This is a genomic window from Enterobacter sp. RHBSTW-00975 (assembly GCF_013615235.1).
In the GTDB taxonomy this organism is placed as follows: domain Bacteria; phylum Pseudomonadota; class Gammaproteobacteria; order Enterobacterales; family Enterobacteriaceae; genus Enterobacter; species Enterobacter ludwigii.
On sequence record NZ_CP055883.1, the window covers coordinates 66,072 to 91,078 of the forward strand.

31 protein-coding genes are annotated in these 25,007 nt (G+C 51.1%); 14 read left to right on the forward strand and 17 right to left on the reverse strand.

What is annotated here, in order from left to right:
• Entirely contained in the window at window positions 1-1,197 is a 1,197-nt protein-coding gene (locus HV340_RS00325; protein WP_059305835.1) for an MFS transporter, read from the reverse strand.
• A gap of 198 nt (window positions 1,198-1,395) precedes the next feature.
• Here HV340_RS00325 and HV340_RS00330 point away from each other — a divergent pair, with 198 nt between their 5' ends.
• The 3 genes from HV340_RS00330 (at window position 1,396) to HV340_RS00340 (ending at window position 4,137) form a co-directional block, all read left to right on the forward strand.
• Window positions 1,396-2,283, forward strand: coding sequence for a LysR family transcriptional regulator (locus HV340_RS00330; protein WP_020882709.1), 888 nt, complete (start codon window positions 1,396-1,398; stop codon window positions 2,281-2,283).
• A 94-nt stretch (window positions 2,284-2,377) separates the two neighbouring features.
• Window positions 2,378-3,157, forward strand: coding sequence for an MBL fold metallo-hydrolase (locus HV340_RS00335; protein WP_032679308.1), 780 nt, complete (start codon window positions 2,378-2,380; stop codon window positions 3,155-3,157).
• A gap of 26 nt (window positions 3,158-3,183) precedes the next feature.
• Entirely contained in the window at window positions 3,184-4,137 is a 954-nt protein-coding gene (locus HV340_RS00340) for a helix-turn-helix domain-containing protein (protein ID WP_059305836.1), read from the forward strand.
• 106 nt (window positions 4,138-4,243) lie between these two features.
• Here the strand turns inward: HV340_RS00340 and HV340_RS00345 are convergent, their stop codons facing one another.
• The 4 genes from HV340_RS00345 to HV340_RS00360 form a co-directional block, all read right to left on the reverse strand.
• Window positions 4,244-5,332 (reverse strand): AAA family ATPase, encoded by a 1,089-nt coding sequence (locus tag HV340_RS00345; RefSeq protein WP_059305837.1) that lies wholly within the window; start codon window positions 5,330-5,332, stop codon window positions 4,244-4,246.
• A gap of 148 nt (window positions 5,333-5,480) precedes the next feature.
• Complete coding sequence (locus HV340_RS00350; RefSeq protein ID WP_059305838.1) at window positions 5,481-6,440, reverse strand: DUF523 and DUF1722 domain-containing protein; 960 nt, start codon at window positions 6,438-6,440, stop codon at window positions 5,481-5,483.
• Between the two features lie 102 nt (window positions 6,441-6,542).
• Window positions 6,543-6,953 carry a hydroxyisourate hydrolase gene (gene uraH, locus HV340_RS00355; RefSeq protein ID WP_014168029.1) on the reverse strand — a complete coding sequence of 137 codons (411 nt, stop codon included), beginning with the start codon at window positions 6,951-6,953 and terminating at the stop codon, window positions 6,543-6,545.
• Between the two features lie 99 nt (window positions 6,954-7,052).
• The gene (locus tag HV340_RS00360; protein WP_014168030.1) at window positions 7,053-7,778 is read right to left on the reverse strand and encodes a MerR family transcriptional regulator; all 726 of its coding nucleotides are present in this window, start codon (window positions 7,776-7,778) and stop codon (window positions 7,053-7,055) included.
• A gap of 117 nt (window positions 7,779-7,895) precedes the next feature.
• On the opposite strand from HV340_RS00360, the gene HV340_RS00365 reads away from it, so the two are divergent.
• Together HV340_RS00365 and HV340_RS00370 are read left to right on the forward strand one after the other, a co-directional pair.
• On the forward strand, window positions 7,896-8,420 hold the full coding sequence (locus HV340_RS00365) for a lipocalin family protein (protein ID WP_020882704.1): 525 nt from the start codon (window positions 7,896-7,898) through the stop codon (window positions 8,418-8,420).
• 77 nt (window positions 8,421-8,497) lie between these two features.
• Window positions 8,498-9,535 (forward strand): class I SAM-dependent methyltransferase, encoded by a 1,038-nt coding sequence (locus tag HV340_RS00370; RefSeq protein WP_059305839.1) that lies wholly within the window; start codon window positions 8,498-8,500, stop codon window positions 9,533-9,535.
• A gap of 85 nt (window positions 9,536-9,620) precedes the next feature.
• On the opposite strand, the gene HV340_RS00375 is transcribed toward HV340_RS00370, so the two are convergent.
• Window positions 9,621-9,776 carry a hypothetical protein gene (locus HV340_RS00375; protein ID WP_153852750.1) on the reverse strand — a complete coding sequence of 52 codons (156 nt, stop codon included), beginning with the start codon at window positions 9,774-9,776 and terminating at the stop codon, window positions 9,621-9,623.
• A 62-nt stretch (window positions 9,777-9,838) separates the two neighbouring features.
• Here HV340_RS00375 and HV340_RS00380 point away from each other — a divergent pair, with 62 nt between their 5' ends.
• Together HV340_RS00380 and HV340_RS24385 are read left to right on the forward strand one after the other, a co-directional pair.
• The gene (locus tag HV340_RS00380; protein WP_059305840.1) at window positions 9,839-10,276 is read left to right on the forward strand and encodes a GNAT family N-acetyltransferase; all 438 of its coding nucleotides are present in this window, start codon (window positions 9,839-9,841) and stop codon (window positions 10,274-10,276) included.
• 35 nt (window positions 10,277-10,311) lie between these two features.
• The gene (locus tag HV340_RS24385) at window positions 10,312-10,449 is read left to right on the forward strand and encodes a toxin-antitoxin system HicB family antitoxin (protein WP_126547736.1); all 138 of its coding nucleotides are present in this window, start codon (window positions 10,312-10,314) and stop codon (window positions 10,447-10,449) included.
• Between the two features lie 412 nt (window positions 10,450-10,861).
• Here the strand turns inward: HV340_RS24385 and HV340_RS00385 are convergent, their stop codons facing one another.
• From HV340_RS00385 to HV340_RS00425, 9 genes are all read right to left on the reverse strand, one after another.
• Window positions 10,862-11,182, reverse strand: a complete 321-nt coding sequence (locus HV340_RS00385) for a TA system toxin CbtA family protein (RefSeq protein ID WP_023336519.1) — start codon at window positions 11,180-11,182, stop codon at window positions 10,862-10,864.
• A gap of 33 nt (window positions 11,183-11,215) precedes the next feature.
• The gene (locus HV340_RS00390) at window positions 11,216-11,581 is read right to left on the reverse strand and encodes a type IV toxin-antitoxin system YeeU family antitoxin (protein WP_023336520.1); all 366 of its coding nucleotides are present in this window, start codon (window positions 11,579-11,581) and stop codon (window positions 11,216-11,218) included.
• 31 nt (window positions 11,582-11,612) lie between these two features.
• Complete coding sequence (locus HV340_RS00395) at window positions 11,613-11,834, reverse strand: DUF987 domain-containing protein (protein WP_023336521.1); 222 nt, start codon at window positions 11,832-11,834, stop codon at window positions 11,613-11,615.
• 8 nt (window positions 11,835-11,842) lie between these two features.
• Complete coding sequence (gene radC, locus HV340_RS00400) at window positions 11,843-12,313, reverse strand: DNA repair protein RadC (protein WP_023336522.1); 471 nt, start codon at window positions 12,311-12,313, stop codon at window positions 11,843-11,845.
• Between the two features lie 68 nt (window positions 12,314-12,381).
• The gene (locus HV340_RS00405; RefSeq protein ID WP_181216242.1) at window positions 12,382-13,203 is read right to left on the reverse strand and encodes a DUF932 domain-containing protein; all 822 of its coding nucleotides are present in this window, start codon (window positions 13,201-13,203) and stop codon (window positions 12,382-12,384) included.
• Between the two features lie 71 nt (window positions 13,204-13,274).
• On the reverse strand, window positions 13,275-13,715 hold the full coding sequence (locus HV340_RS00410; protein WP_032645121.1) for a hypothetical protein: 441 nt from the start codon (window positions 13,713-13,715) through the stop codon (window positions 13,275-13,277).
• A gap of 244 nt (window positions 13,716-13,959) precedes the next feature.
• The gene (locus tag HV340_RS00415; protein ID WP_225385418.1) at window positions 13,960-14,829 is read right to left on the reverse strand and encodes a hypothetical protein; all 870 of its coding nucleotides are present in this window, start codon (window positions 14,827-14,829) and stop codon (window positions 13,960-13,962) included.
• A complete protein-coding gene (locus HV340_RS00420; protein WP_023336527.1) occupies window positions 14,783-15,217 on the reverse strand; it encodes a hypothetical protein in 435 nt (144 codons plus the stop codon). Before HV340_RS00420 ends, HV340_RS00415 begins: the two co-directional genes overlap by 47 nt.
• 308 nt (window positions 15,218-15,525) lie before the next feature.
• Window positions 15,526-16,827 carry a hypothetical protein gene (locus HV340_RS00425; protein WP_038859443.1) on the reverse strand — a complete coding sequence of 434 codons (1,302 nt, stop codon included), beginning with the start codon at window positions 16,825-16,827 and terminating at the stop codon, window positions 15,526-15,528.
• Between the two features lie 385 nt (window positions 16,828-17,212).
• Here HV340_RS00425 and HV340_RS00430 point away from each other — a divergent pair, with 385 nt between their 5' ends.
• From HV340_RS00430 to HV340_RS00455, 6 genes are all read left to right on the forward strand, one after another.
• Complete coding sequence (locus tag HV340_RS00430; protein ID WP_023336529.1) at window positions 17,213-17,416, forward strand: AlpA family phage regulatory protein; 204 nt, start codon at window positions 17,213-17,215, stop codon at window positions 17,414-17,416.
• 274 nt (window positions 17,417-17,690) lie between these two features.
• Entirely contained in the window at window positions 17,691-18,716 is a 1,026-nt protein-coding gene (locus HV340_RS00435) for an inovirus-type Gp2 protein (RefSeq protein WP_070558810.1), read from the forward strand.
• 83 nt (window positions 18,717-18,799) lie between these two features.
• On the forward strand, window positions 18,800-19,033 hold the full coding sequence (locus tag HV340_RS00440; RefSeq protein WP_023336531.1) for a hypothetical protein: 234 nt from the start codon (window positions 18,800-18,802) through the stop codon (window positions 19,031-19,033).
• A gap of 278 nt (window positions 19,034-19,311) precedes the next feature.
• The gene (locus tag HV340_RS00445; RefSeq protein ID WP_074398708.1) at window positions 19,312-19,677 is read left to right on the forward strand and encodes a hypothetical protein; all 366 of its coding nucleotides are present in this window, start codon (window positions 19,312-19,314) and stop codon (window positions 19,675-19,677) included.
• 43 nt (window positions 19,678-19,720) lie between these two features.
• Entirely contained in the window at window positions 19,721-20,458 is a 738-nt protein-coding gene (locus tag HV340_RS00450; protein WP_038859448.1) for a HupE/UreJ family protein, read from the forward strand.
• Window positions 20,459-20,471: 13 nt separating this feature from the next.
• Window positions 20,472-21,161: a hypothetical protein gene (locus HV340_RS00455; protein WP_023336533.1), complete on the forward strand. Its 690-nt coding sequence runs from the start codon at window positions 20,472-20,474 to the stop codon at window positions 21,159-21,161.
• Window positions 21,162-21,191: 30 nt separating this feature from the next.
• On the opposite strand, the gene chrA is transcribed toward HV340_RS00455, so the two are convergent.
• Both chrA and HV340_RS00465 read right to left on the reverse strand, forming a co-directional pair.
• A complete protein-coding gene (gene chrA / locus HV340_RS00460; RefSeq protein WP_023336534.1) occupies window positions 21,192-22,571 on the reverse strand; it encodes a chromate efflux transporter in 1,380 nt (459 codons plus the stop codon).
• Window positions 22,525-23,502, reverse strand: a complete 978-nt coding sequence (locus HV340_RS00465; protein ID WP_174334997.1) for a chromate resistance protein ChrB domain-containing protein — start codon at window positions 23,500-23,502, stop codon at window positions 22,525-22,527. Before HV340_RS00465 ends, chrA begins: the two co-directional genes overlap by 47 nt.
• Before the next feature lie 181 nt (window positions 23,503-23,683).
• Here HV340_RS00465 and HV340_RS00470 point away from each other — a divergent pair, with 181 nt between their 5' ends.
• Window positions 23,684-24,982 (forward strand): MFS transporter, encoded by a 1,299-nt coding sequence (locus tag HV340_RS00470; protein WP_023336536.1) that lies wholly within the window; start codon window positions 23,684-23,686, stop codon window positions 24,980-24,982.
• Window positions 24,983-25,007: the final 25 nt, after the last annotated feature.

Here is a 25,007-nt window from a genome sequence, read left to right on the forward strand (position 1 = left end):
TTAACTCCTGTGAAGTGTGTCGTTGTGTGAGGTGTAAAACGTGAACATGGCAGCGGCGATAAGCAGTACACCGCTGAGTGCAAAGGTGCTTTGCCAGCCGCTGTGGTCAAAGGCCAGGCCACCGAGCGTGGAGCCGAGCGCAATGGAGAGCTGCACCATTGCCACCATCAGTCCGCCACCCGCTTCGGCATTTTCAGGAAGCGTTCTGGCAACCCAGGTCCACCAGCCGACGGGGGCGGCCGTCGCGACCAGTCCCCAGAGGCCGAGCAGGGCGGTGACGGCGGCAAGGTGATGGCCGAAGGCCATCAGTGCTGCGGCAATCAGCGCCATCACCACGGGAATGGCGACCAGCGTGGTGTAAAATCCGCGGCTCAGAAACGTGCCGATCAGCAGGGTGCCGATAAAACCCGCCACGCCAATCACCAGCAGGATTAACGATAACTGCGTCGCGCTGGCGAAAGTCACGGTTTCAAGGAACGGACGCACGTAGGTAAACAGCGCGAACTGCCCCATGAAAAAGACGCCGCACGCGACCATTCCTTTTGCCACCAGAGGGTTTTTCAGCAGGCCGAAGGCGCTGGTGGACGACGCGGTGCGCTTTTCCACGGACATGGAAGGCAGGCTGAACCACTGCCAGATAAACGCGAGCAGGCTCACGGGCACCAGGCAGTAAAAGGCACCGCGCCAGCCGATTGTCGCCCCCAGCCAGCTGCCGAGCGGAGCCGCAACGACGGTCGCCAGGGCGTTGCCACCGTTAAAAATGGCCAGCGCACGTTGAACCTGATGCGGTGGCACAAGGCGAATTGCGGTCGCCGCGGAGAGCGACCAGAAGCCGCCAATGGCCACGCCAAGCAGTGCGCGTCCCAGCATATAAAGGGGATAGCTCTCAGCCACGGCGATAATCAGACCGGAGACGGCCATCAATGCCGTCAGGCCCAGCAGCAGCGATTTGCGGTTAATGCCTCCCGCAAGAGAAGAGAGAAACAGGCTGGTCAATACGGCCAGCGCGCCGGATATCGCGATCCCGAGGCCCGCCAGGCCTTCACTGACGGCGAGATCCCGCGAAACGGGCGTCAGCAGACTTACAGGCATAAATTCTGAGGCGACCAGCGTAAAAGCGCAGAGGGTCATTGCCAGCACGCCGCTCCAGCAGGCACGGGACTGGCGCGCTGATGTTTCGTTCACCATAGCGGACATCGTGTTTACCTTGTTATTCGTTCGGCCAGATTCGGACAAGCCGGGGCCGGGCGCTATTCACGGGAATAACGCATGCAGATGAAAGGTTGGAATGTGGTTGACGTCAGGTCACAGTGAAAATTTTACACGGCGGGTGTATTCTGACTAGCTAATCAATGCTTAATGAGCTTATAAGTTTGGCTTATAAATGAGGGTGTGATGAAGCGTAACCTGAACGATCTTTTTGCTTTTGTCACCGTGGCGCGTGAGGGCAGTTTTACCCGTGCCGCGGCACAGTTGGGCGTGACCCAGCCCGCGTTAAGCCAGGCCATAACCGGGCTGGAGAACCGGATGCAGATCCGCCTGCTGACCCGCACCACCCGCAGCGTTTCTCCCACCGCAGCCGGCGAACGCTTGCTTAACGCCATTGGCAACCGTTTCGATGAAATCGAAGCGGAGCTGGACATGTTGACGGAGCTTCGCGACAAGCCCGCCGGCACGGTGAGGATCACCTGTGGACCCGATGTGTTATCGCGCACTCTGCTGCCTAAGTTGACGCCACTTTTGCGGCAATACCCCGACATTCACATCGAGTTCGACGCCAATCACGGTTTTCGCGATATCGTTGCCGACCGCTTCGATGCGGGCGTTCGTATGGGAGATACCATCGATAAAGACATGATCGCGTTGCCGATAGGCCCGCAGTTGCGTATGGCCGCGGTCGCCTCGCCGGACTACTTCGCCCGTCATCCTGTTCCGCAAACGCCGCATGAGCTGACGCAGCACCAGTGTATTAACCAGAGGATGATTAAATCCGGCGGGATTTACGTCTGGGATTTTGATCAGGACGGTGGAGATCTGAACGTGCGCGTGAATGGCCAACTGACCTTTAATACTTCCTGGCATATTGTCGAAGCTGCCCTGGCGGGATTCGGGATTGCTTTCCTACCCGAAGACGAGTTTGGCGATCATATTGCTGAAGGCCGGTTAATCCGCGTGCTGGAACCATGGTGTCTGCCCTTCCCGGGGTATTATCTCTACTACCCGAGCCGAAAGCAGCCGTCGCCGGCCTTTTCGCTGGTGGTGGATGCGCTGCGAATGCGATAACGTTGACCCGATTTCATCGATCATCGCCCTGTGGCCCACATCGTTACGCGCGACATCGGGCTATTCTCCTCTTCACACTATGAGGAGAATATCCATGAACATCACCCAGATTCGTAATGCCACTCAGCTGATTACCTACGCCGGGAAACGCTTTTTAATCGACCCAATGCTGGCCCCGAAGGGCGCTTATCCGGGCTTCCCCGGCACGGCGCATGCGGAGATCCGCAACCCGATGGTCGAGCTACCCGTTGACGTCAACACGTTGCTGGAGGCGGATGCGGTGATCGTCACCCATACCCATGACGATCACTGGGATCGCGCCGCTGTCGAACTGATCGGCAAAGATAAACCTGTCTTTGTGCAGAACGACAGCGACGCCGCGCTGCTGCGCAGCCAGGGATTTACCCACCTGACGGTGATGACCGAGGAGACGGCGTTTGGCGATATCCGGATCGCGAAAACCCGCGGCGGCCAGCACGGTACCGATCGTGCTTACGCCGTGCCGGAGCTGGCGGAACGGCTGGGTGAAGCCTGTGGCGTGGTTTTACGTCATCCTGATGAGAAGACGCTCTACATTGTCGGGGATACCATCTGGCGTGATGAAGTGGCAGCCGATCTGCAAAAACATCAGCCGGATGTGGTGGTGCTTAACGCGGGCTATGCTCACGTCATCGGATTTGGGCCGATTATCATGGGCCAGGAAGATGTGCTCAACGTCCACTTCCTGCTGCCGCAGGCGAAAATTGTGGCGACCCATATGGAGGCCATCAACCACTGTCTGTTGACCCGCCATGCGCTGCGTGAGTACGTTGACGCGAACCTGATTGGGGATGCGGTGAGCATTCCCGAGGATGGTGAAACCGTTATATTCTGAGCATCACCAGGGGAAAGGAGAGATACATGGCGCTAATCAACGTCGCGATTGTTGCGGTAGACGGGTTCAGCCCGTTCCACTACTCTGTTCCCTGCATTTTGTTTGGTGATACGGTATCCGGCGAAAAGCGCTTTAGTGTGTTGATCTGCGCCGAAAAACCGGGATTACTGACATCCACAGACGGGTTTGCGCTTAACGCGACTCACGATTTCTCCGCCATCGGCCAGGCAGATATCGTCGTGGTGCCTTACTGGCAGCATGTCCAGCAACGCCCGCCCCAGACGCTTCTCGACAGCCTGGTCCAGGCCAGAGACAACGGGGCGGAGATCGTCGGGCTTTGTCTGGGGTCGTTTGTGCTGGGTTATGCGGGCATTCTCGACGGTAAACGCGCGGCCACGCACTGGGAATTTGAACATCAGTTTCAGACGCTTTTCCCGGACGTAAAGCTGGATATCAATGCGCTCTACGTCGATGACGGCAATATCATCACCTCTGCGGGTACCGCTGCCGCGCTTGACTGCTGCCTGTACATCATCCGCCAGCGCTTTGGCAGCGTGGTCGCCAACCAGATTGCCCGCCGTATGATCGTACCGCCACACCGCGAGGGGGGGCAGGCACAGTTTATTGCCCAGCCGGTACCGAAAGATACCCGTGACGGACGAATCAATTATCTGATTGACTATCTCCAGCAGCACATTGCCGAACCGCATAATCTGGACTCGCTGGCAGAGGTGGTATCGATGAGCCGCCGCACGCTTACCCGCCATTTTGTAAAAGCCACCGGGATGAGCGTGGCCGACTGGCTGACCACCGAGCGCCTGCGGCGCAGCCAGATATTGTTAGAAGCCGGGAATATGCCCATTGAAAGCGTGGCAGAGCTGGTAGGGTTTAACTCTGCGGTGACCTGGCGCCAGCAATTTAAGACGCGTTTTGGCGTGAGTCCGGCAGAGTGGCGTAAGACTTTTCGGCTTCGTCATTAATTTATTACGGCTAACTCAAGAGTTAAGGGGCAAATAAAGGCCTTTAAATTTTATCTTAACGGAAGGTATCACGCAGGCGGTGGCAGCGCATGCTTTCGCACCGGGCTTACCCCAGCCTCTCCACCCTCGTCTCTCCCTCCGCCATCGACAGCTCATACAATGAAAACGACCGCTGCTTCTCAATCAACTTCGCCAGTTCCGGCGAGTGGCTGGTGAGCCAAATTTGTGAGTAGCGGCTGGCCTCGGCGATTAAGCTCGCCAGCGCGGGCAGCATCTGCGGGTGCAGGCTGTTTTCCGGTTCGTTCAACGCGATAAAGGCCGGTGGGCGTGGGCTTAACAGCGCTACCGCCAGGCACAGGAAGCGCAGCGTCCCGTCGGAAAACTCCGCCGGTTCCAGCGGCCTGCTCAGCCCCTCGCGCTGCATCATCATGCGAAAGCGGCCGCCGGTGTTGTCGCTGTAAAATTCGCAGCCGGGGAAGGCCTGATCAAGAATGCGCATCAGCAACATTTCATCGCCAATCTCGACAATGGTCTGAAATGCGGCCGCCAGGTTGGCGCCGTCGCTGGCCAGTACCGGGGAGCGGAAACCGACCTGCGGGGCACGCATCGCCGAGCCGGACGAGACGGAAAATTCATGATAAAAGCGCCAGTTACGCAGGGACTCGCGCATCTGCGACACTTCCGGGTAGAGATGCGGTTCACCGAGCTGCCCGAACACCGATTCGTTTTCATACAGCGTGCCGCTGTGAGTCACTTTTTCGTGGTGCACGTTGTTGAGAAATACCGCCTGATTCCTGCGCTTCATCAGCTGTGATGAAGGGCGACGGCGCTGACCGGTAAGCCAGATGGACTCTTCTTTAATGACCGGATCGAGCTGAAACTGGGAGGGATAGGGCAGTTGCTCGACAAAGCCCACCTGCAGCTCGTACTCGTAAGTGTCCGTTTCCACCGCGAGGCTCATCCGCCGGAGCTGGTCGCTACGGGTCTTACCTGCCCAGAACACCTTCAGAATACCGCCTTCATTTGCCAGCGCCTGGGAGAACTGCCCCTGCGCCGCGCTGTGCATCAGGTGTATCGCCTTGTAGATATTCGATTTCCCGGTACCGTTGGGGCCGAAGACGATATTGAGCGCTTCCAGCTCCAGCGACATGTCGCGAATCGAGCGGTAGTTTTGGATGTGCAGGCTTTTGATCACAGGCAGGCTCCTTTTTTGCACTGTAGGCCTGTATATAATTACAGTCTTTAAGGTTAAATGCAAAAAAAGAGACGACAGTGAGGGTGTCGTCTAAACGGGGTACTGCTTTGGGCCTCTGAGGGTCAATGGGGCCTTCGCATTTTTATGATCACTTGACTGCCAGACGCAGACCCAAATCATCAGGATAGGGATCAAAGTAGTTTTGCGTCATCAGATACCGGTCAGGGTATTCGGCCAGGTAGTGCTTCAGCAGCGTGATCGGCGCGAGGATGGGCAACTGCCCGTTACGGTAGTGCAGGATCACGTCGCGAAGTTCGCCGCGCTGGCGGCTGTTGAGCTGGTTACGGAAATACCCCTGAATATGCATAAGCACGTTGGTGTGATTTTTCCGCGAGGCAGGTTTCTTCAGGATGGTCATCAGCTTTTCGCGGTACGCCACAAAGAAGGCGTCCAGATCTTCCCACTCGTGCAGCGTGGCTACGAACGGGCCGATTTCACGATAACCCGCCTGATGGTGCGCCAGCAGCTGAAGTTTGTAGCGGCTGTGGAAGTCCAATAGCGCACGGCGCGTCAGACCCTGGGCGCGCAGTGTGTTCAGTTCATGAAGCGCGAAAACACGCTCAACAAAGTTTTCCCGCAACACCGGATCGTGCAGGCGACCATCTTCTTCCACGGGTAACCACGGCAGGGTTTCAAGGAGGGTGGCAGTGAACAGCCCGACACCCTCCTTGCGGCCCCGGTTGCCGTTTTCATCATACAGCCGCACGCGTTCCATGCCGCAGCTGGGGGATTTTGCACAGACGATAAATCCCGCCAGATCGCCGATTTTAGGCAGATAATCTGCCGTAAAGTCAGCCATCTTTTGCGTAACGTCTTCGTGCAGGGCGTGGCTAAAACGCATCTGGGTTTCACCGCTGTCCGTCACGATAAGACGCAGTGCAGGGCGTGGCGTCGGCAAGCCGATGGCCATCTCAGGGCAGACGGGCCTGAAATTCACCCACTGGGCCAGTTCGTCCATGACAAAGCCCATACGCTTATGTCCGCCGTCGAAGCGAACGGCGGAACCGGTCAAACATCCGCTAATACCGATTACAGGTTTCATTGTCATGGTGTGTGTCTCCAGTTCGTATATCTAAAACTTACACAACATGAGTAATTTGTCCAAGTATTGGCGGAGTTATTTTTTATTATCCTTTAAAATCAATGTTTCTTAACTGCCCTTGTAGGTCGAGTAGCCATACTGGCTCAGCAGAAGCGGGATGTGAAGTTTCTCGTTGGTTCGGGTCACGGTAAATAGCACTGGGATCTCCGGGAAGAAGGTGTCCAGCTTTTTGCCGTGGAAGTAATCAGCGGTTTTAAAGGTCACTTTATACACGCCTGGCTGCATGTCCTGATCCTGCGGATAGAGTGATTTGATACGTCCGTCGTGGTCGGTTTTGCCGCTGGCAATCTGGGTCCATGTGTTCTGCTGCTGCTTCTCCAGCGTGACGGTAACGTCAGATGGCGGCATCCCGGTTTGCTGGTCGAGAATATGTACGCTCAGGGTGCCGGCAGGGGCGCTAAACGCGGCAGGAGTAAAGGCCATGGCGGCCAGCATCAGCAGAGGGGTTGTTTTTTTCATTGTGTTTTCCTGTGGGGTTGTCAGTCACAGGAAAACGTTAGCATTTGCGGGACGGAAAAATATTCAACTTTTCGTGAAGTTTACCGCAGGAGAAAATAATCAGAGGATAATCACTTCAAGGGATACCTGCTGCTGCCACTGCGCCACCTGCTTTTTCCGTGCGGCGGTCAGTTTACCGCTGGTCACCAGAAGCCATTTGCGCTCGGGGAAAATCTCAGGCGCCAGTGACGTGGAGGGGGTAGGCAAAATATCGATACGGTGCCCTTGTCCGGTACGCGTCAGGGCCTCGAGCCAGATTTCACACGGGTCATTCAGGTACCAGCCACTAAGCAGGATGTTATCACCCGGCGCTTTTTTGTCGCCTTCAAGGCAGAACGAGGCATAGGCGATGATAATGCCGTCGAGGATCTCGCGCAGGGTCATGGCGGCAGGGATGTTGGCTGACATCTGGCTGCGCAAAGGACGCAGCACATTTGCAACCAGCTCTGGCCTGGGGTATTCGCGGCCGGCGTCGTAAATCATCTGGCGCAGGGACTCAATTTTCCCGTCCTGCAGGCGTTGCAGCATGGTCTCAAGCAACGTTTGCCAGTTGTTGGTCCGGCGCGGGACGGGGCGTTCCAGTAGCGGTTTGACCTGGCCGATAGGCACGCCTTTTTTCACCCAGTCGAGGATTTTCAGTGCCTGCTGGACGTCCTCATCACTGTACTGGCGATGGCCGCCCTCCGTGCGCTGTGGCTTGAGTAAACCATAGCGACGCTGCCATGCCCGCAGCGTCGTGGCGGTGATCCCGCTGAGTCTGGCGAATTCGCCGATGGAGTAAGCCATGTCCGTGTCCAGAGTGGAGGAATACTCTCAATATACTACGAATTTTCCCTCACGGGATGAAGCGCCGTAACGGTGCACTACACTTTACTTCCAACCGTGCAAATGAAAGGAATTCTCATGAAACTATGGCCTGTTGTGACGGGTGTCGCCATTGCCCTGACTCTGGTGGCCTGCAAATCCCCTACGCCACCGAAAGGCGTAAAGCCCATTTCAAATTTTGAAGCCAGCCGCTATCTCGGCAAGTGGTATGAAGTTGCCCGCCTGGAAAACCGCTTCGAACGCGGGCTGGAGCAGGTGACCGCCACCTACGGCGAGCGCAGCGACGGTGGCATCAGCGTGCTTAACCGGGGTTTCGACCCGGTTAAAAACAAGTGGAATGAGAGTGAAGGCAAAGCGTACTTTACCGGCGAACCGACGACGGCAGCGCTGAAGGTGTCGTTCTTCGGCCCCTTCTACGGCGGCTATAACGTGATCAAGCTGGACGATAAGTACCAGTATGCGCTGGTGAGCGGGCCGAACCGCGACTATCTGTGGATCCTGTCTCGTACGCCGACGATTCCGGATGCCGTGAAACAGGACTACCTGAATACCGCACGCAGTCTGGGCTTCAAGGTTGATCAACTGGTGTGGGTTAAGCAGTGAAGATCGTGCTTTCTTCGTAGGGTTTTACTGGCTCGCCTGGATAGACTTCCGTTAAAAGCTCAACGGGAGACGACGACATGAACTGGCAGCCTTTTCGCGGCGACGCACCGGAAAATATGACCATTTTCAGTGCGTCATTTCCGGATATTAGCGACCAGTGGCCGATGAAGGACGACACTGCCCGTGAGATCAATTCGATTAACCGGGCGCTGAAAGCCGATCCGGCGCTTCGTCCTCCGCTGATTGAATACGAAGAGGGGGGACAGGCCGTGCTTGTCCCACAGAACCGTTATTCCGGGCAAGCCTACCGCAATCGTCCGGCGCTCACCGCGTGGCGTACCCGGCTGGTTCCCTCTGCGCTGGCGCTTTTTGTGGTGCAAAACCCGCTGGAGGAGCGCCTGCCAGACGGAACCCGAATGGACAGCGACAGTCGCCAGTGGTTTATCCATGCGAACGATGCCATTGGTGTGCGCTCCCGTGCAAAAGTACTGGCTGCGATGGTGGATAAATACATCCGCAACGGGAACGATAACAATTGGGTGAGCCTGGCAAGCGGGGCTGCAATCCCCGTGCTGGAGGCGCTGCGCGAGGCGAAGCTCGACGGCCAGCAGGTGTATCTGACGCTGGTGGATAAAGACCCTGTGGCGCTCAGTTGGGCCGAAACCATGGCGGCGCAGGAAGGCATTATCGTGGGTGAACAGCTGACCCTGCTCAGGCGCAACTTGCTCCATACGCTGGTGCGTAACGAAGATTTACTGCATGAGCTGGGCGAGCATCAGGCCGAACTGGTGGATGCACTCGGGATTTTCGACTATTTCAACGATGCCGATGCGGTGATTTTTCTCCAGCGTGCGCTGCGGCTGATAAAGCCCGGCGGGGCGGTGATTGTCTCGAATATGCTGGCCAGCAGCCCACAAATCGATTTTATTTTGCGCTGTATCGGCTGGGAGGATATTTACCCGCGGACGCTCCGGCAGTTGCAGGATATTCATATCGCGGCAGGCGTGCCGGTGGAAAATGTCACCGTGGTGATCCCGAAAGACGGGGTGTATGCGGTGATGGAGATTAAGGTGGGGGATGACAAACCGCACGGTCAGTTCCCTCTCCCTGAGTGAGAGAGCTAGGGTGAGGGGGGACAGGGCGCTACAATATTTACCGTTCCTCAGTTGTTCAGTTTACCCGAACAACTACCATGAAGGGTTAGCTGGTTTCTTTATTCTCAATGTCTGTTGGGGATTCTTGCTTTTCATGCTCTATCTGCTGACCAGTCTCCTGAACCAACTTCCGGGCCATTTCCTTGATACGCTCTCGACTTTCACAGGTTCGAGAGTTTATTACTTCATTTAAGGTCTTCATTTTATTGCCTCTATGCTTCTGGATACTTGATTTAATCGCTGCGCTCTATAATGATCCCCCTCATGAAAATCGAAACCGCACACCCCTCACACTTCGAACGCCTGGTCGCGATCTGGGAGTCTTCCGTTCGTGCCACCCATCACTTTTTACAGGAAAGCGATATTGCGACCCTGCGCCCGTTATTGCTCAATGCCTATCTGCCCAATCTCAAGGTTATGATTGCCCGCGATGAAGCGGGTGTTATTTATGGATTTTTAGGCGTGGATGAAAACCGCATTGAAATGCTGTTTGTGGATGATGCGAGCCGGGGAAAAGGCGTAGGGAAATTGCTGCTGAACTATGCCATTGCGCATTTTGGTGCGAATGAAGTGGATGTAAACGAGCAAAACCCGCAGGGCGTTGCGTTTTATCAGCATATGGGGTTTGTGCAGGTGGGGCGCTCAGAACGGGACGGACAAGGGAATGCATTTCCGTTGTTGCATATGCGGTTGGGTGAGTGAATGCTAACTTAACGCAGATATCCTACTCATTAGATATGAAATGCGACCCAACTTACCCAAAATCCGGAAAAACTCCTACATTGCAGATCTGCATTAAAATAAAGTTAAAGGCGCAATTTGAAGCCGCAGCGAAAGATGAGAAGTTGAGTTTGGCATATTGGCTAAAAACTTAGCCAGGAAAGCATGTTGCCGTTCAGGAATTATACCTTACGATTAAAGTTTAGCTATTATGATATCCGTAATAGAATCGAACAGATAAATATCAACGTAATTAATTAGTTGAAACACATGGGTAAAGTTTAATGCCTGAATATTTGTGGGTGAAAAAACGAAAAAGGATGACTTAAAAATTACTGAAAAGCAGAAGAGTCACATGAAAAATTTTAGTGAATAGATTTAATTATTATTTGGGTTTAATGGTGGAACAAATATGAGAATAATCCATTCAAAAATTTTGGCGGAGATCACAGGAATCGCATTTGATAGATAATTATATTGAATTTATTGATTATTTTTCTATTCGATTTTCTGACATGCCCCCAATTATGCCCCCACATGTTTTTCCTTAATGATCAGCTGGCTGATTTATGAGCGTTTCAAGCCAAGGGTGAACTGTGCCCGATGAACATCCAAAGGTGTTAGCCAGGGTTCTTGATCCTGCCAGGAGAAACCCTTCTGGTCAATGCGCACAAGCTCGAATCGTTCTACAAGGAAATTAACAGCATCAGTAAGATTCACTCCCGCCTCTATATGTTCCAGAATCGCCGTATCGTTACTGAACGGTGTGTCGTTGATCGTGAGGCCGTAATGATGCTCTAAAAGATACGTTAATAGTTTTTGCCAAATCTGGACAGGAGATAGGCGTGACGAAACCGTCACCGTTGCCGGTACAGTTGGAATATGCATGAGTTGAGTCCCTGATAAAAGAAGAGGAAGGTATTACCTGGTTAGAGCTGACCAGGGATATATGGCGATGTAAACGTAGCCATGAGAGCCGAGAGTGTCAGCTTCACAAGTAAGTCCGTTGTGATGCCGTGTGACGCAGTGCTGGCTGCTGGGATCAAGCTCGCCAGTGGTCAGCATCTGCTCAAGCTGTTTCATCATCAGTGGAAATGCCTGGTCCAGACGCAAAGCTTCTTCGTCACTGAATGAGCCATTAAATCCTGCCCGGTCAGCCAGAAAGTATAAGCGGTTGCCTTCCTGTACCAGGCGAGCGCCGAAGCATGGCGTGATATTACGTTTTAATCCCCACTGAAAGCAGGATGCGTTCTCCGCCGATGTGCCGGATAAGGTGGTCGACTGCATTAATATATTCCTTAATGACTGAGTGGGTTGATTAGTTCACTGTCACGCTGCGAAGAATGGCGTACGGGCCTGCCCGGTCCTGACGACGTTCAATAAAAACAGCGAGTACGCCGCTGATATCCTGAACTTCACGTCCGTAGTAATGGCAGACACTGCCATGCCACTGGTAGTGACCTGTACAGAAGGCAGATAGCCTGGATTCGGGATGCTGACGATAAATATGCATCGCCTGACGCTTACTGATGATTTTCATTCTGCACCTCATAACAAGCCACATTCAGCAAAAGACACCACTTCGTTCCCGACCACAAGATGATCCAACACACGCACTTCCACCAGAGCCAAGGCTTTAGCAATTCGCAGAGTGACATGTTTATCCTGCTGGCTGATTTCTGTCGTGCCGGACGGGTGGTTATGCGCCAAAATGACCGCAGCGGCGTTATGTTTCAGGGCTGATTTAACCACTTCGCGGGGATGCACTTCGGTATGGCTGAGCGTGCCGGTAAACAGTGTTTCTCGCTCCAGCAGGCAATGTTGATTGTCGAGATACATTACGATGAAAACTTCCCGCTCCAGGTGAGCCATTTGCAGTTGCAGCCAGGTTTTTGTGAGGCTGGTTGAGGTAAATGACTCACTCGGTTGACGCTGGTATTTCTCCAGCAGACGTAATGCTCGCTGGATGACTCGCTGCTCGTTTGCAGGAAATATCGGGGACAAATTGATCGTAGGCATGACAACTCCTCAGAAGAAAAAGCCCTTCCGAATCTTCGGAAAGGCGTTAAGGGAAAATGGTGGAATGGTCATGAAGCAAGCTGCAGCATATTCTCAGCCATCACCCAGAGGGCACGGTTGAGCTTCACATCACCGTCAATACCTTTCACTGCTCGGGTATGGGCGCGCTTTCCTTTGGTTGTTCTCCCCGATAGCCCGCCTTTAATCAGATTTTCCTGAATGCGCTGATAAGTGGTCCACAGGTCGTTACTCTCATCCTGCCAGCGGCGTGGGGAAAGTATCTGCGACTCTGTCACCGGTTGGTGCTCCTCACCGAAGCGATATGTCAGCGCCGCTTTCGCCATCACCTGCTGAGCGGGCGGCGGTAACAAAAGCGACTGCATGGCATCGCGTTTCTCTTCTACGCGGTCAAATATTCCCAATACTTCGTAGGCCCCTTCGATGACTTTCTCTACTACATTGCCTTTATGCGGCACGCGCACTTCGCCAAAACTCTCACCGCAAATCAGCCCATTTTGGCAAACTGCTCTGAATAACCCCGGTAGCATCTGATATGAGCTGGAGCCGTCGTGGCTATTCAGTAGAATAATTTCGGGAACCTGTTTGCCAGTAATCTGGCCTTCACGACGCAGGCGCAGCATGTGCTTCGTATGCTCTCGTTTGCTCTGGTCGCGGACTCTGGTCTGGCAGGCGAAGAATGGCTGGAAGCCTTCGCGTTGCAAGTTATCGAGAAGGGTAATTGTCGGGATGTAGGTATAGCGATCACTCCGGGATTCATGCTTTTCTTCGCTGAAGACACTGGGCACATAATGGGCCAGTTCGTCGCGAGTTAACGGGCGGTCACGACGAACAAGGTTGGCTGCACCAAAGCGGCTGGCTAAACGGGTCATGGCTGGCTCCTTTAAAATGGGTATAAAAAAGGCCATCCCTGAGGATGGCCTGGATTGAAAGTGGGGATTATTTAAGGTGAAACCTGCGATGCAGCCTTTTCTGAATCTGACTGGGGCAACGCAGATAGTTCGGCAGGACTGAGCTTATCTGCACGGTAAAGTTGTAATTTCTTCAGAATTGGAGCTTTTTGTGACTGCAGGTAGCTCAAACACCATTCCCGCTTCAGTACAATCCTGACTGGGGCAGGCAAAAGCTCATATGCTTTGCTGAAAACAACTTCAACAAAAGCATCATCATTAAGCTTATCTTCAGCGATATTTAACAAACCATTAATTACAATATTCTCCAGTAATAGCCTGTATTTATCAGATCCATTTATCGAAGATTTGACCGTGTTTTCCGGTAGGAGCTCACTTAATGATGCATCCAGATTTTCTGCAGGTGTTTTCTCGCGTGAAAAACTCAGCCTTTCTTTAAGGCTACGGAGTTTCCCTGTTCCATTTTCGACCATAGTCTTTTTATCCTTTGAACTTCCGCCTCCTGCCATCAGGCAAGTGCAGCGAGTTTTTTTATTGCCTTTATCAGGCTAAAGGTGGTCAAACCTGCACCCAGAGCTTTTACCGTGATCGAATGGCTTCGCATCAACGTTATCCCTGTTACGCACAGGACAAGTTGCCACGTACAGTCGGGCCATGGGGATTCATGATCTGGCTGGTTTGTAATCAATTCGCTTTGGCTGTGCATGGAAAATACCTCTACTTATAGCCATTAGGGAGCCATTGGCCCTGTTTGCGGATATCAGTAATAATGCCCCCCTGCTTGACAGAAATGGTGCGCCAGCCCGGTTCTTTACTGGATGCATTCCCATAGGTGTACCCGATAGTCATTGTCATCTTTTCGCCTGAAGTAGTGATGAGATCAGCTTCATATGTGGCTTCGGTATTTTGTTTACGAATAAAACGTACGGCGTTAATTGCAGAACAACGAATACTGCTTTTTGCATATTCAAAGGAATTGTTAGCCATCTGACATCCGTCGTTTTTAATTTCATCCGTCAGGTTTGTTGAAGCATTGAAGTTCTTAGGCGCAGGTGTAAATTTAGCCATATCGTTCCGCATAGTCGGTGGGTCTGTCTGAAAGACGAGGTAAACTGGACAATCTGATTTACCTACTTCACACGCCTTTGCCACGTAATCACGTACCGGCCACCCGGCATTGCCAAAATATTCTGCACCACTTTCATCTTTGCATTGTGACCAAGTAGCTTTTTTACCCATCATAACGCCATCTACCAACACACAGGTGACGGCCTTTACAGGCTTACCATCCCAGCGGACTGCCTCAAAGGGCTGAATGCCCGTATGGTTCACATCAAGCGTGTAGGCCTGTGGATTCTTGGCTAGTCGCTCATTCGCCTGTTTTAATTGGTTGCTTCCTTCTTGGGTCAGGAAAAAGGTATAGCGTTCGGGATGTATATCTCCGTGAACTGTCAATGCAGAAGAGATAGATGGGATAAGCAGAACTGCTGAGCTGAACGATAAAGCTATTAATTTATGCATCATATTTCCTTTTTGATTATTAGTGATGAATACAGTCCTGCCAGGTAAAATCACCCAGCGCTTCATTCAGCCCTTTAGTACTGAATTTTTTAGAAATTGCTGTATTCGAAGAGGTGATTTTTATTACACCGTTATTTCCTGCAGATTTGAGTGCTGTAAAAGCCGTTTCATCTAGAGAATAGTTTGTACCGTTAATACTGATACCAGGCTCAGCAAGGCCTGTGAGGGAAGAAACGCGGTAGTCCTCTGCAGGTACGCTATAAGCTAGAGCTAACGTTCCGCCTGTACAGGTCAAAGTGAGCACTTCGCCTGCAGAATTCTGAGAGTTAATTTCAAACTCCATAACACTGATATTGCCAAACCAGTGGTGCCATTGCTGTTCCTGAATGACTGCATGTGCAGAGGTTGAGAACAATGCTGCACTGAAAAGCAAGGCTGAGGGAGACTTCAGCATAGTTGCTCCTTACTGTGTGTTTTATAAATGAAAAATGGCCTTTTGCTGTACAAAAGGCCATCTGATCGTATGCATTTGAGAGGGGATGTGATAATCGTTAATACAGATCGGTTTTAAGAAATTGATCGTTATTTTCTATGATTAAAACGATCGATATATGCTTATCAATAGTTTTAGCCTATCGTTAATTTTATATCGATCGGCACTACAGATCAGTGTGTTGAGTCACATCAGCATACTTAGCTGCTGTGCCTCATTAAGGTTATATAGGTTTGAAAAATAATAGAATGCTGACAAATAAAATATTCTTACTTGATGTTTTTCTTCTCTTTTATTTTACTCGCTGTTTTAGCAATTGCATCAAGTCCGTCACTCGCCATGCTTATAAGCTGGTACGGTAAAGTACTTTTCAGGGATGAGGATTGCAAATATTTAATTACTGTCCCAGGGGGATTTATACCTTTTTGGTTGCTTCCTGAATGAGTTGGCTTCATAACTTCAATATTCTCATCTTTATTATTTTGATATGCTTCTCTTGGTTCCAAAACGACCTCTGTATTATGCGCAATGTGCAGAGGCTGCGATAAACCAGTATTGAATTCACGAGTACTTCTCTCAGACGAGAAATCCTTATAACTTTCCGGCTTTGAGACCGTAGGCATAGGTGTTGCTACAACTTCTTTGTTGTCAGTTCCACAGCGTCTTGATGATTTATTCTTTTTAGAAGCAGCTGAAAGCCTATACTTATGCAGTTCCCATGCTTTTTTGAACCGCTGAATAAATAAATCATCTTTTACAAATTTAAAAATATATGAAAATTTTACAGCCATGTATTTCTCATAAGCACCTGAGGGTCTTAATGCAGAAAGTATGATACTGTCAGTTGCAGATGGAGCATTTAAGTAATCCGAATACGTGCCATCCGGATTTTTTCTTTTACCACGCATTTTGCTCCTGTCTTTTTGTATGTATTCCCAAGCCCACTCACATTTCTTCTTCTCTTTTGGAGAGAGTGGAAAATTAGCACTTAAATAATAAAGATCGTTCCATTGTTTTCGAATACGATGCATCAGGTTGAGTTTATGTCTCAGAGTTGTGGGGGCACGGTCAAAAAAATCCTCAATTGCAACTATTCTTTCTTTATTATCCACAGGATAGGGATTTATCAGTAACCTTTTATACAAAAAGTCATGCCCGACATAAATGTAATCGGCATTTCTTATCTTTCCTACAATCTCAGGAATAAGTTGTAACTCACCGTTTAAATCATGAACCATAGTTTTTATATACAGCCATGAGAAATAGCAGGCATCAGGAGATTTCTTTATCCACGAAAACTCAGAAGAGGGTAACTGAAGAGATTTAAAGAAGTTAAATGATGCGGAGTAAATCCCCTTAACAGCTTTGTCCTTTATCAGTAACAGGGCTTGATTAATAGCACCTGATGCGATTTCAACATTATTTCCAAATATATCATCTTCACTATAAGTACTCTTTACTGATGCCAGCGTGTTAATAAGAATTGCAATATCCCTAGCTGAGAGATACCAAAGAAAAAGCCTGAGATCTCTTTTGTTCTTTATATTGACATAGTGTAGTGAGTTTCCCACAAATACATTCCTGTAAAAATACTAAATTTTAGATTCCGGCTATTGTACGAGCAGTGTTGAATGTAGTCAAAAAAGTAGAAAAATAATAGATAAAAATGTAGTGTTGAAACAACGCAAAACCAGTGCTGCAGCTGGCGTTAACCAGGTATTTCACTGCTGAAAACCACCATCAAATCACACCAGTATGCACTATCAAAGTGGAACTCAATGGATAGTGTACAGAATGTTGGTTTGACTGCAGGTTATAGACCAGATGCATCAATTAAAAATATTGTCGTATATGCAGAGAAAAATACGGACAGGAAAATGTAAAACCATACATATGCGGACTATCACATGAAAGGATGCCGCCCGGTGTCCTCCTGTTACATCTCCGGAGACTTTCATGAGCATGATTGATATTCACAGCGATAAATTCGTAAATATGCGTTTTATTACGGAACTGACCGGTCAGTCTGACAAGTGGTTTTACAAAATGGCACAGGAGGGGAAGTTTCCGAAACCTGTTAAATTTGGCCGTAGTTCTCGCTGGATTGAACGTGAGGTTAAAGCATGGCTGGAAGAGCGAATTAAAGAATCCAGAGCGTAAAAATCGATGGTAGCCATTATAAAAAATGGTCACTAACTTTACACCATACTTTTATACGTTAATTACAGGCAGCTTAAGGCGTTAATGCTTATTTCATCGCCGCTTCTTATTTTATTGTATCTTGAACTTATTAATTTTATTTTATTGTTATTAAATTAATTATTCCCTAGCTAACACTCTAAAAGATACAAATGCAATTAATGGTCGATGATAAGAGACTAGCTGCAAACTGCCTTATACCCATACAAGCTGATATAACCGAGAATATACAAGCATGAACTTACCAGAAGAGTATTTATTATCGCATGTGGAATATCATGACGATGGTGTGCAATCGTATTCAATCATTTCTGATGACAATATGCTCAGAGATAAAGCAGAACAGTTAGATAAATATCTTAAAGTTTTGGGTAAAGGGAAGTCATTACCCTTTACTGTTTCGTATGACCGTAAAGGTTACAAACCTCATACAAGCGCTTCATTACTCCGCGATGCTATTTGCTGTCTGGAAAGGTTACAGAAAGACTATCTACGGACTAGGTTAGTCAATCCGCGTATAGCAGCTTTCCAGCGTTTATTAAATAATGCTGATTTGTGCGCACGGATACATGAAGGGAAAATAGTCGGAGTAGATCAAATAACGACTGCGGAAAGCCTGAATAAACTTATTCTGGATTATCGCACAGCTATCAGTCAGGCCGGATTTAAGAAGGAATATCTTAAATATAAACGGGCATCGATAAAAAACTTGAAAGGGGTGTTGAATTATCTTCGTCATATGCAGTCTCGTTATTCCCGGTTGTTAATATTGAGAGTAGATTTATCCTGGAATGATGAACATAAGTCTGACGTTACTGCGGACATAGCCCGCCAGTGCCGCCAGCATTTATTCCGCAATATGAAAAAGAACCCACTGTTCCGTAATGTACTAGGAACCGTTTGGAAACTAGAGTACGCACCTGCCCGTAAGTTTCATTACCACATGCTGTTTTTAGTTAATGGTCACAAGGCACGTCAGGATGTCAACCTAGCCCGGGCATTCGGTGAGTACTGGAAAAAACACATCACCGAAAGTAAAGGGCATTACTACAACTGCAACGCCCACAAAGACGATTATGAAGACTGTGGTTTAGGTAAGCTTGAACGAGGGAACTCATCAATGGAAAAAGGTCTGCTTAAAGCGGTGAGCTATATGACCAAGATTGATGCCTGTGCCCGTCTGGTCTTACCGGGCAATGCCCGAACATTTGGTCGAGGTGAAATCAAGGCACTGAAAACGAAAAATAAACGGCGTAGGTAGTAACGCCCATCTTTTCCTTACTTCTCTTCAACCCTATAAAGCCAGTATTTCACGCTGGCTTTTCTAATCTCAAGGAGCCCATTATGCACAACGTTATTTTTGTCCCTAATGCTGTCACAGGTCACGGTGAGTGGGTAACCCCGCTAACCATTGAACAGGCAGATTACGATTCGCTGTTCTGCCTTAGTTGTAAGTTAAAGCTAGGCGTTCATATTGACCCTTTGACCGGGGTTAGGAGTTTTATTCACTTGCCAGGCAGTATTCATAATGTGATGAAAATGAAAACCTGTGAGCACAGGAGTAAATCAGAAATTTAGAAAACATCGGAGCTCCATCTTGCTTCTCTCCTTAGCTTTATCATCCCTTTGTAGTACAAACTGGCGGTGTTCACTATTGGGGTGGCTCAAAAGAATGCCCTTATGCTCCGATGTCTCTTATTGCACCTCGCAGTTTTTTGCTAGGTGCCAGGATGGGCATTACAAAACTGGTAGTACTTTCAGTCCAGACCAAATCCGAAAGAAGCTATTGAAATCAGGCCCACAGTGCGGATACATTACGCACGTTGTTACTTTGTATCATCAGGATGCCGTTGACTGTGTTTATTCGCCGTGAAGTCATTTCCAGAATCGTGCTTATCATCATGGCTGTTGCCGTGCTGAGCAGTTCGTTTATGGCAAAACCACAGGCTGCATACAGCGTTCAGGAAACAACGTCCATCAGTGACCATCAACACGACAGCGATGAACCACTGAATGAGCACGATCCATTGTTGTTTCACTCCCACGGTAGCGTGCATCACCTCAATGCCGATCATTCCCACGATCTGAATAAACTCTTTACTCTGCCTACTCTGCACGCCTGGAATCCGGGCATGCGGGTGATATATGCGTTGAGTTCAGAACAAATACTGCAAATGCCGCAGTCCACCCCCGAACGCCCTCCGAGAATCCTGTCTGCGTAATAACTTCTGTTAATTCGTTATTATTCAACATGTAAGGATTTTTATGTATACCAGCCTTGATACACAGGGCCGGTTGAGCGCTCGCCTGCTTTCAGCTCAGGCGCGTTCGGCTTGTCTGTTTTTCCTGTTGTTACTGCTTTTCTACAGCCAGGGCGCATATGCCCACGGCGTGGCGGAAGGCGATAAAGGGTACATCCAGGAGATCACTGGGATTAACATCATCCCGTTTATCTACCTTGGCGCGAAGCACATGGTGACCGGTTACGATCACCTGCTGTTTCTGTTCGGGGTGATTTTCTTCCTCTACAAAATGCGCGATATCGGGCTGTACGTCAGCCTGTTCGCTATCGGGCACTCGACGACGCTGCTCATCGGCACCTTCTTTGATATCAGCGTCAGTGCTTACCTCATCGACGCCATTATCGGGCTGTCCGTGGTCTATAAGGCGCTTGATAACCTTGGGGCATTCCAGCGCTGGTTTGGCGTTCAGCCCAACACGAAGCTTGCGACGCTCATCTTTGGATTCTTCCACGGTTTTGGTCTGGCAACCAAAATCCAGGAATTCGAAATCTCTCCCGATGGCCTGTTCGTCAACCTGATTGCCTTCAACATTGGCGTTGAAATCGGCCAGTTGCTCGCGCTGAGCGCCATCCTGATCGTCATGAGTTACTGGCGGCAAACGGCGAGCTTTTTCCGACACGCTTATACCGCCAATGTGGTGATGATGAGCGCGGGATTTCTGTTAATGAGTTACCAGCTTTGTGGCTACATTTTAGCCTGAGGGAGACAAAACAATGTACAACACTGATTTACCAACACGCGCAGAATTACCTTCTGCCATCAAACTGATGCAGTCCACTATCCTCGCCGCCATCGTGGCGCTGACGCTGCTGATCACCGTCGTCATGCCTTCGGAATACGGCATTGATCCTACTGGCGTGGGTCGTTTACTGGGGCTTAAGCAGATGGGAGAAATCAAAACGCAGCTTGCCGAAGAGGCTGATGCCGATAATCAGGCCAGCGCTGTTCAGCAAGGACAGCTGGCTGCGCCGGTTAATGAGCGACCGATCCCGGATAATCCTCCGGCAATAACGCAGAACACCTACCCGGAGCTGAGCGTTCCGGCGACCACGCGCGCGCCGGAAGTACCAGCGGCTGGCTCGCAACGTCATCAGATGCTCATCACCCTGAAGCCCAACGAAGCTGCTGAAGTTAAACTGGAAATGCGTAAAGATGCCCGCGTGACCTATCAGTGGACCAGTTCCGGGCCGGTAAACGTGGATGCACACGGCGATCCGGTCAACGCCCCGAAAGGCTTCTACCATGGCTATGGTAAAGCCCGGCAGATCACATCCGGAGACGGCGTTTTACAGGCCGCGTTCGAGGGTAAACATGGCTGGTTCTGGCGAAATCGTGGGTCTGAGACCATCACGATACAGCTTGATACAACCGGCGACTACCTGAACATCAAACGGGTTATCTGATAAATCAGGGGCAGGTTATCCTGCCCCTTTTCACGCTGCCGTCAGCCCGGTCAGGCGGAGTATCAGCCCGGCAAGAGCCGCCAGGGCAATAACGTGCGTAACCTTCCATTTTAATCGGAAAAGCGCAAACGCAGCGGCGACGGCAATCAGGGCTGCAGGGATATCGATCCCTCCCTTTGCGCCTTCCGGCCATACGGTATGCCAGATAAAAAACAGCCCCAGATTAACAATGACGCCCACTACGGCCGCAGTGATGGCGGTTAACGGTGCCGTGAAACCGGCCTTGTTGTGGGTCGTTTCGATAAACGGCCCGCCTGCCAGCACGAAAATGAAGGACGGGAGAAAGGTAAACCACGTCACCATGCAGGCGGCAACGGCTCCGCCGACAAACAGCATATCCGCGCCAAAAACAGCATGGGTATACCCACCAACAAATCCGACAAAGGTCACCACCATAATCAGCGGGCCGGGCGTGGTTTCTCCCAGCGCCAGCCCGTCCATCATCTGCCCGGCAGTCAGCCAGCCAAAATTGGCGACAGCACCCTGATAAACGTATGGCAGGACGGCGTAGGCCCCACCGAAGGTAAGGAGCGCAGCCTTGGTAAAGAACCAGCTCATCTGCGTCACCGGATGCGCCCAGCCCAGCCCCAGCGTCAGCACCGTCATGGGAATAAGCCAGAGCAGTGCGCCCGCCGCCACAATCCTTAACAGTTTCGCCCAGCTGAACAGGGCATGCGCCGGTACGGGCGTATGATCGTCAATAACCGCAGCTCCACCAGCGGCTTTCTCCTGTTTGTTATGTCCGCTGCCGCTGTGAAATTTTTCCGGCGCGATGCGTCCGCCGATATAGCCAGTTATCGCTGCTGAAATAACGATGACAGGGAAAGGTACGTTCAGGGCGAAAACGGCCACAAATGCCGCAGCAGCTATAGCCCAGTGGGCACCGTGCTTCAGCGCACGGGACCCGATGCGATGCGCCGCCTGCAGCACGATTGCCGCCACGGCGGGTTTAATGCCGTAAAAGATACCGGCAATAATGGCAACGTCTCCCCAGGCGATATAGATCCACGACAACGCGATAAGAATAAAAAGCGAAGGAAGGATAAATAACAGCCCGGCGATCACGCCACCCCACGTTCTGTGCATCAGCCAGCCGATGTAGGTCGCAAGCTGCTGCGCTTCCGGACCGGGCAGCACCATACAGAAGTTGAGTGCGTGAAGGAAACGCGACTCGGATATCCAGCGCCGGTTCTCGACCAGCTCCTGGTGCATGATAGCTATCTGTCCGGCGGGCCCGCCAAAGCTGATAAACCCCAGCTTGAGCCAGAACCAGAACGCCTCCTTCAGGGGGATCGGCGAGGGCTTAACGTTTTCCTCTGCCAGCGTCAGCGACTCCGTTTTGTTCATCATGGCCGGACCTCATTTCAAACGTCGTTAACAGACCATCAAACAGCGAACAGGCCGCTGCGAGTAATGTGTCATCATCCGTAATGCTTTCACGCAATCCTGCCAGTACACTTTCAACGCCAGCCGCTTCGGGAGGCTGAACCCCGCCAACATCAAGGTAATGCACCAGCATTGCCAGACCATTCAGGGCATCCCCCGTCAGCCCGAAGCGGACCATCAGTACTTCAAAGGTCACCCGATTGTCGATGTGGCTGAAGGTCGCCCCATCAAAATCAAACCCCACCGCCGCTGTCGGGCAATCATTGCCATCCTCAAGCCAGAGAAACTGCGCATCAGGATCGATAAAACGCCGTATAAGCCAGGCGCTGGCAAGCCTGTCAATCCAGGGTCTGCGTCGGGTTGCCCAGATCCGGTTGTGGAAATCCTCAGGCATCAGTTGTGTCAGCTCGCCGCTGACGGCGTGGGGCTCGCCGGGAGAGATGAACCTGTTAATGCCTGCTTCCAGTTCCGTCAGGCTAAAGACGGCCTGCGCCTGCGCTTCACCAGGAAAGAAATCAATCGCCACAATCCGATCCAGCTCGCGCCGAAGTTTTCTCACCACCTTCAGCTGGCTGACGGCGGTTTCCTCATCCAGGTCGTTTTTACACACCTGTAGCCTTTCCAGCAGGGCCATGTACTGCTGAGAGCGATCAAATAACGGGCGGATTTCCTCTTCTTCGGGCGTTGTAGCGTTAAAAACAAAAGCCGCACCCCCCTCATCGCGGATTTCACGACTTATATCGTTAAAGATCTCTTGGCCCTGTTGCGCTTCAGGCAACAGATAAACGCCGTCGCGCAGCATGGCGGCACCGGTGTTTTTTAATGCCCGCCAGACACGCATACGCAACGTGGCCTGCTGAGTGGGCAGCGTCAGGATAAGAATATGTAGTTTCATGATGTAGAGATTAATACATCATGTAGAATTTGCTACGCATAATTTTTTATATGCATATAACAATGGGGGGCCATCCAAAAAGAGAGCCACTAAAATGTAATACCGCTTGCCAGGCACACCGCTATTCTCTACTCTTTCCACATCCCCCCGGGGGGGATATGGAAAGCCAGGAGAGTTTCTGATGCTAAGCATTCTTTCTGATCGTTCATACCGCCACCTGTTTATGGCGCAAATAATTGCCCTTATCGGTACCGGTCTGGCGACCGTTGCGCTGGGCCTTCTGGCCTACGATCTGGCGGGCGACAGGGCCGGGGCCGTTCTGGGAACGGCGCTGGCGATTAAAATGAGTGCTTATATTCTGGTCGCCCCGGTTGCCGCCGCCTTCGCTGATAAATTTCCCCGCCGCACGATGCTGGTTACGTTGGATCTGGTGCGGGCTATGGTGGCTTTTGCACTGCCTTTCGTGACCCAAATCTGGGAAATTTATATCCTTATTTTCATTCTGCAATCGGCGTCAGCCGCGTTTACGCCAACGTTCCAGGCCACGATTCCTGATATCCTCCCGGACGAGCGTGACTACACCCGGGCGCTCTCGCTCTCCCGGCTGGCCTACGATCTTGAAAGCGTCATCAGCCCCATGCTGGCAGCCGCACTGCTGACGGTGATGAGTTTCCACAATCTTTTTGCAGGCACCGCCGTCGGTTTTCTCGCTTCCGCCATTCTGGTTGTCTCAGTCACCTTGCCCAGAATGCAGGCGCTGACTGTTCATCGCACCATTTACGATAAAACCACGCGCGGGATGCGCATCTTCCTGAAAACGCCAAGGCTGCGGGGGTTGCTGGCGCTGAATATGGCCGTTGCAGCGGCCAGCGCGATGGTGATCGTCAACACCGTGGTTCTGGTGCAGGCCGACTTTGGTTTCTCACAGCGCTCCACCGCGATTGCGCTGGCGTTCTTTGGCGTGGGGTCGATGATATCGGCGCTGATACTTCCGCGTCTTCTCGACAAAATAAGTGACCGGATGCCAATGATGGTCGGAACCGGTTTACTGGTTGTTGGCCTTGGGCTGGGTATTTTCCTTAAGGATTATTTTACGCTGGTCGTGCTCTGGGCTTTGCTGGGCGTTGGCTACTCGCTTTCCCAGACGCCATCCGGGCGTTTATTACGCCGCTCATCAACACCGGAAGACCGGCCTGCACTGTTTGCCGCTCAGTTTGCCCTGTCACATTCCTGCTGGCTGCTTACCTATCCGCTGGCCGGATGGGTAGGGGCAACCTGGGGAACTCAGGCCTCTTTTATTGCGCTTACCATTGTGGCGGCGTTCTCTCTGTTAACCGCCGTGCTGATCTGGCGTCCGGAACACGAGGTTTATTCGCAGTTGCACAGCCATCAGGATGCTGACGCGAAAACGGAAATAACCCATGAGCATGATTTCGTTATTGATGACGAACATCCCTCATGGCCGAAGAGAAAAAAATAATTACCCAACGTTCGTACTATCAGGA

Excerpts from the sequence above, each read along its gene's own strand:
- chrA (WP_023336534.1), bottom strand. The coding sequence starts at position 22,571 with ATGATGAACAAAACGGAGTCGCTGACGCTGGCAGAGGAAAACGTTAAG.
- HV340_RS00370 (WP_059305839.1), top strand. The coding sequence starts at position 8,498 with ATGAACTGGCAGCCTTTTCGCGGCGACGCACCGGAAAATATGACCATT.
- HV340_RS00325 (WP_059305835.1), bottom strand. The coding sequence starts at position 1,197 with ATGTCCGCTATGGTGAACGAAACATCAGCGCGCCAGTCCCGTGCCTGC.
- HV340_RS00375 (WP_153852750.1), bottom strand. The coding sequence starts at position 9,776 with ATGAAGACCTTAAATGAAGTAATAAACTCTCGAACCTGTGAAAGTCGA.
- HV340_RS00385 (WP_023336519.1), bottom strand. The coding sequence starts at position 11,182 with ATGCATATTCCAACTGTACCGGCAACGGTGACGGTTTCGTCACGCCTA.
- HV340_RS00420 (WP_023336527.1), bottom strand. The coding sequence starts at position 15,217 with ATGCTGAAGTCTCCCTCAGCCTTGCTTTTCAGTGCAGCATTGTTCTCA.
- HV340_RS00470 (WP_023336536.1), top strand. The coding sequence starts at position 23,684 with ATGCTAAGCATTCTTTCTGATCGTTCATACCGCCACCTGTTTATGGCG.
- HV340_RS00395 (WP_023336521.1), bottom strand. The coding sequence starts at position 11,834 with ATGAAAATCATCAGTAAGCGTCAGGCGATGCATATTTATCGTCAGCAT.
- HV340_RS00455 (WP_023336533.1), top strand. The coding sequence starts at position 20,472 with ATGTACAACACTGATTTACCAACACGCGCAGAATTACCTTCTGCCATC.
- HV340_RS00405 (WP_181216242.1), bottom strand. The coding sequence starts at position 13,203 with ATGACCCGTTTAGCCAGCCGCTTTGGTGCAGCCAACCTTGTTCGTCGT.
- HV340_RS00330 (WP_020882709.1), top strand. The coding sequence starts at position 1,396 with ATGAAGCGTAACCTGAACGATCTTTTTGCTTTTGTCACCGTGGCGCGT.
- HV340_RS00360 (WP_014168030.1), bottom strand. The coding sequence starts at position 7,778 with ATGGCTTACTCCATCGGCGAATTCGCCAGACTCAGCGGGATCACCGCC.
- HV340_RS00340 (WP_059305836.1), top strand. The coding sequence starts at position 3,184 with ATGGCGCTAATCAACGTCGCGATTGTTGCGGTAGACGGGTTCAGCCCG.
- HV340_RS00415 (WP_225385418.1), bottom strand. The coding sequence starts at position 14,829 with ATGAAGCGCTGGGTGATTTTACCTGGCAGGACTGTATTCATCACTAAT.
- HV340_RS00390 (WP_023336520.1), bottom strand. The coding sequence starts at position 11,581 with ATGCAGTCGACCACCTTATCCGGCACATCGGCGGAGAACGCATCCTGC.
- HV340_RS00335 (WP_032679308.1), top strand. The coding sequence starts at position 2,378 with ATGAACATCACCCAGATTCGTAATGCCACTCAGCTGATTACCTACGCC.
- HV340_RS00410 (WP_032645121.1), bottom strand. The coding sequence starts at position 13,715 with ATGGTCGAAAATGGAACAGGGAAACTCCGTAGCCTTAAAGAAAGGCTG.
- HV340_RS00450 (WP_038859448.1), top strand. The coding sequence starts at position 19,721 with ATGTATACCAGCCTTGATACACAGGGCCGGTTGAGCGCTCGCCTGCTT.
- HV340_RS00365 (WP_020882704.1), top strand. The coding sequence starts at position 7,896 with ATGAAACTATGGCCTGTTGTGACGGGTGTCGCCATTGCCCTGACTCTG.
- HV340_RS00440 (WP_023336531.1), top strand. The coding sequence starts at position 18,800 with ATGCACAACGTTATTTTTGTCCCTAATGCTGTCACAGGTCACGGTGAG.
- HV340_RS00465 (WP_174334997.1), bottom strand. The coding sequence starts at position 23,502 with ATGAAACTACATATTCTTATCCTGACGCTGCCCACTCAGCAGGCCACG.
- HV340_RS00430 (WP_023336529.1), top strand. The coding sequence starts at position 17,213 with ATGAGCATGATTGATATTCACAGCGATAAATTCGTAAATATGCGTTTT.
- HV340_RS24385 (WP_126547736.1), top strand. The coding sequence starts at position 10,312 with ATGAAATGCGACCCAACTTACCCAAAATCCGGAAAAACTCCTACATTG.
- HV340_RS00350 (WP_059305838.1), bottom strand. The coding sequence starts at position 6,440 with ATGACAATGAAACCTGTAATCGGTATTAGCGGATGTTTGACCGGTTCC.
- HV340_RS00380 (WP_059305840.1), top strand. The coding sequence starts at position 9,839 with ATGAAAATCGAAACCGCACACCCCTCACACTTCGAACGCCTGGTCGCG.
- radC (WP_023336522.1), bottom strand. The coding sequence starts at position 12,313 with ATGCCTACGATCAATTTGTCCCCGATATTTCCTGCAAACGAGCAGCGA.
- uraH (WP_014168029.1), bottom strand. The coding sequence starts at position 6,953 with ATGAAAAAAACAACCCCTCTGCTGATGCTGGCCGCCATGGCCTTTACT.
- HV340_RS00435 (WP_070558810.1), top strand. The coding sequence starts at position 17,691 with ATGAACTTACCAGAAGAGTATTTATTATCGCATGTGGAATATCATGAC.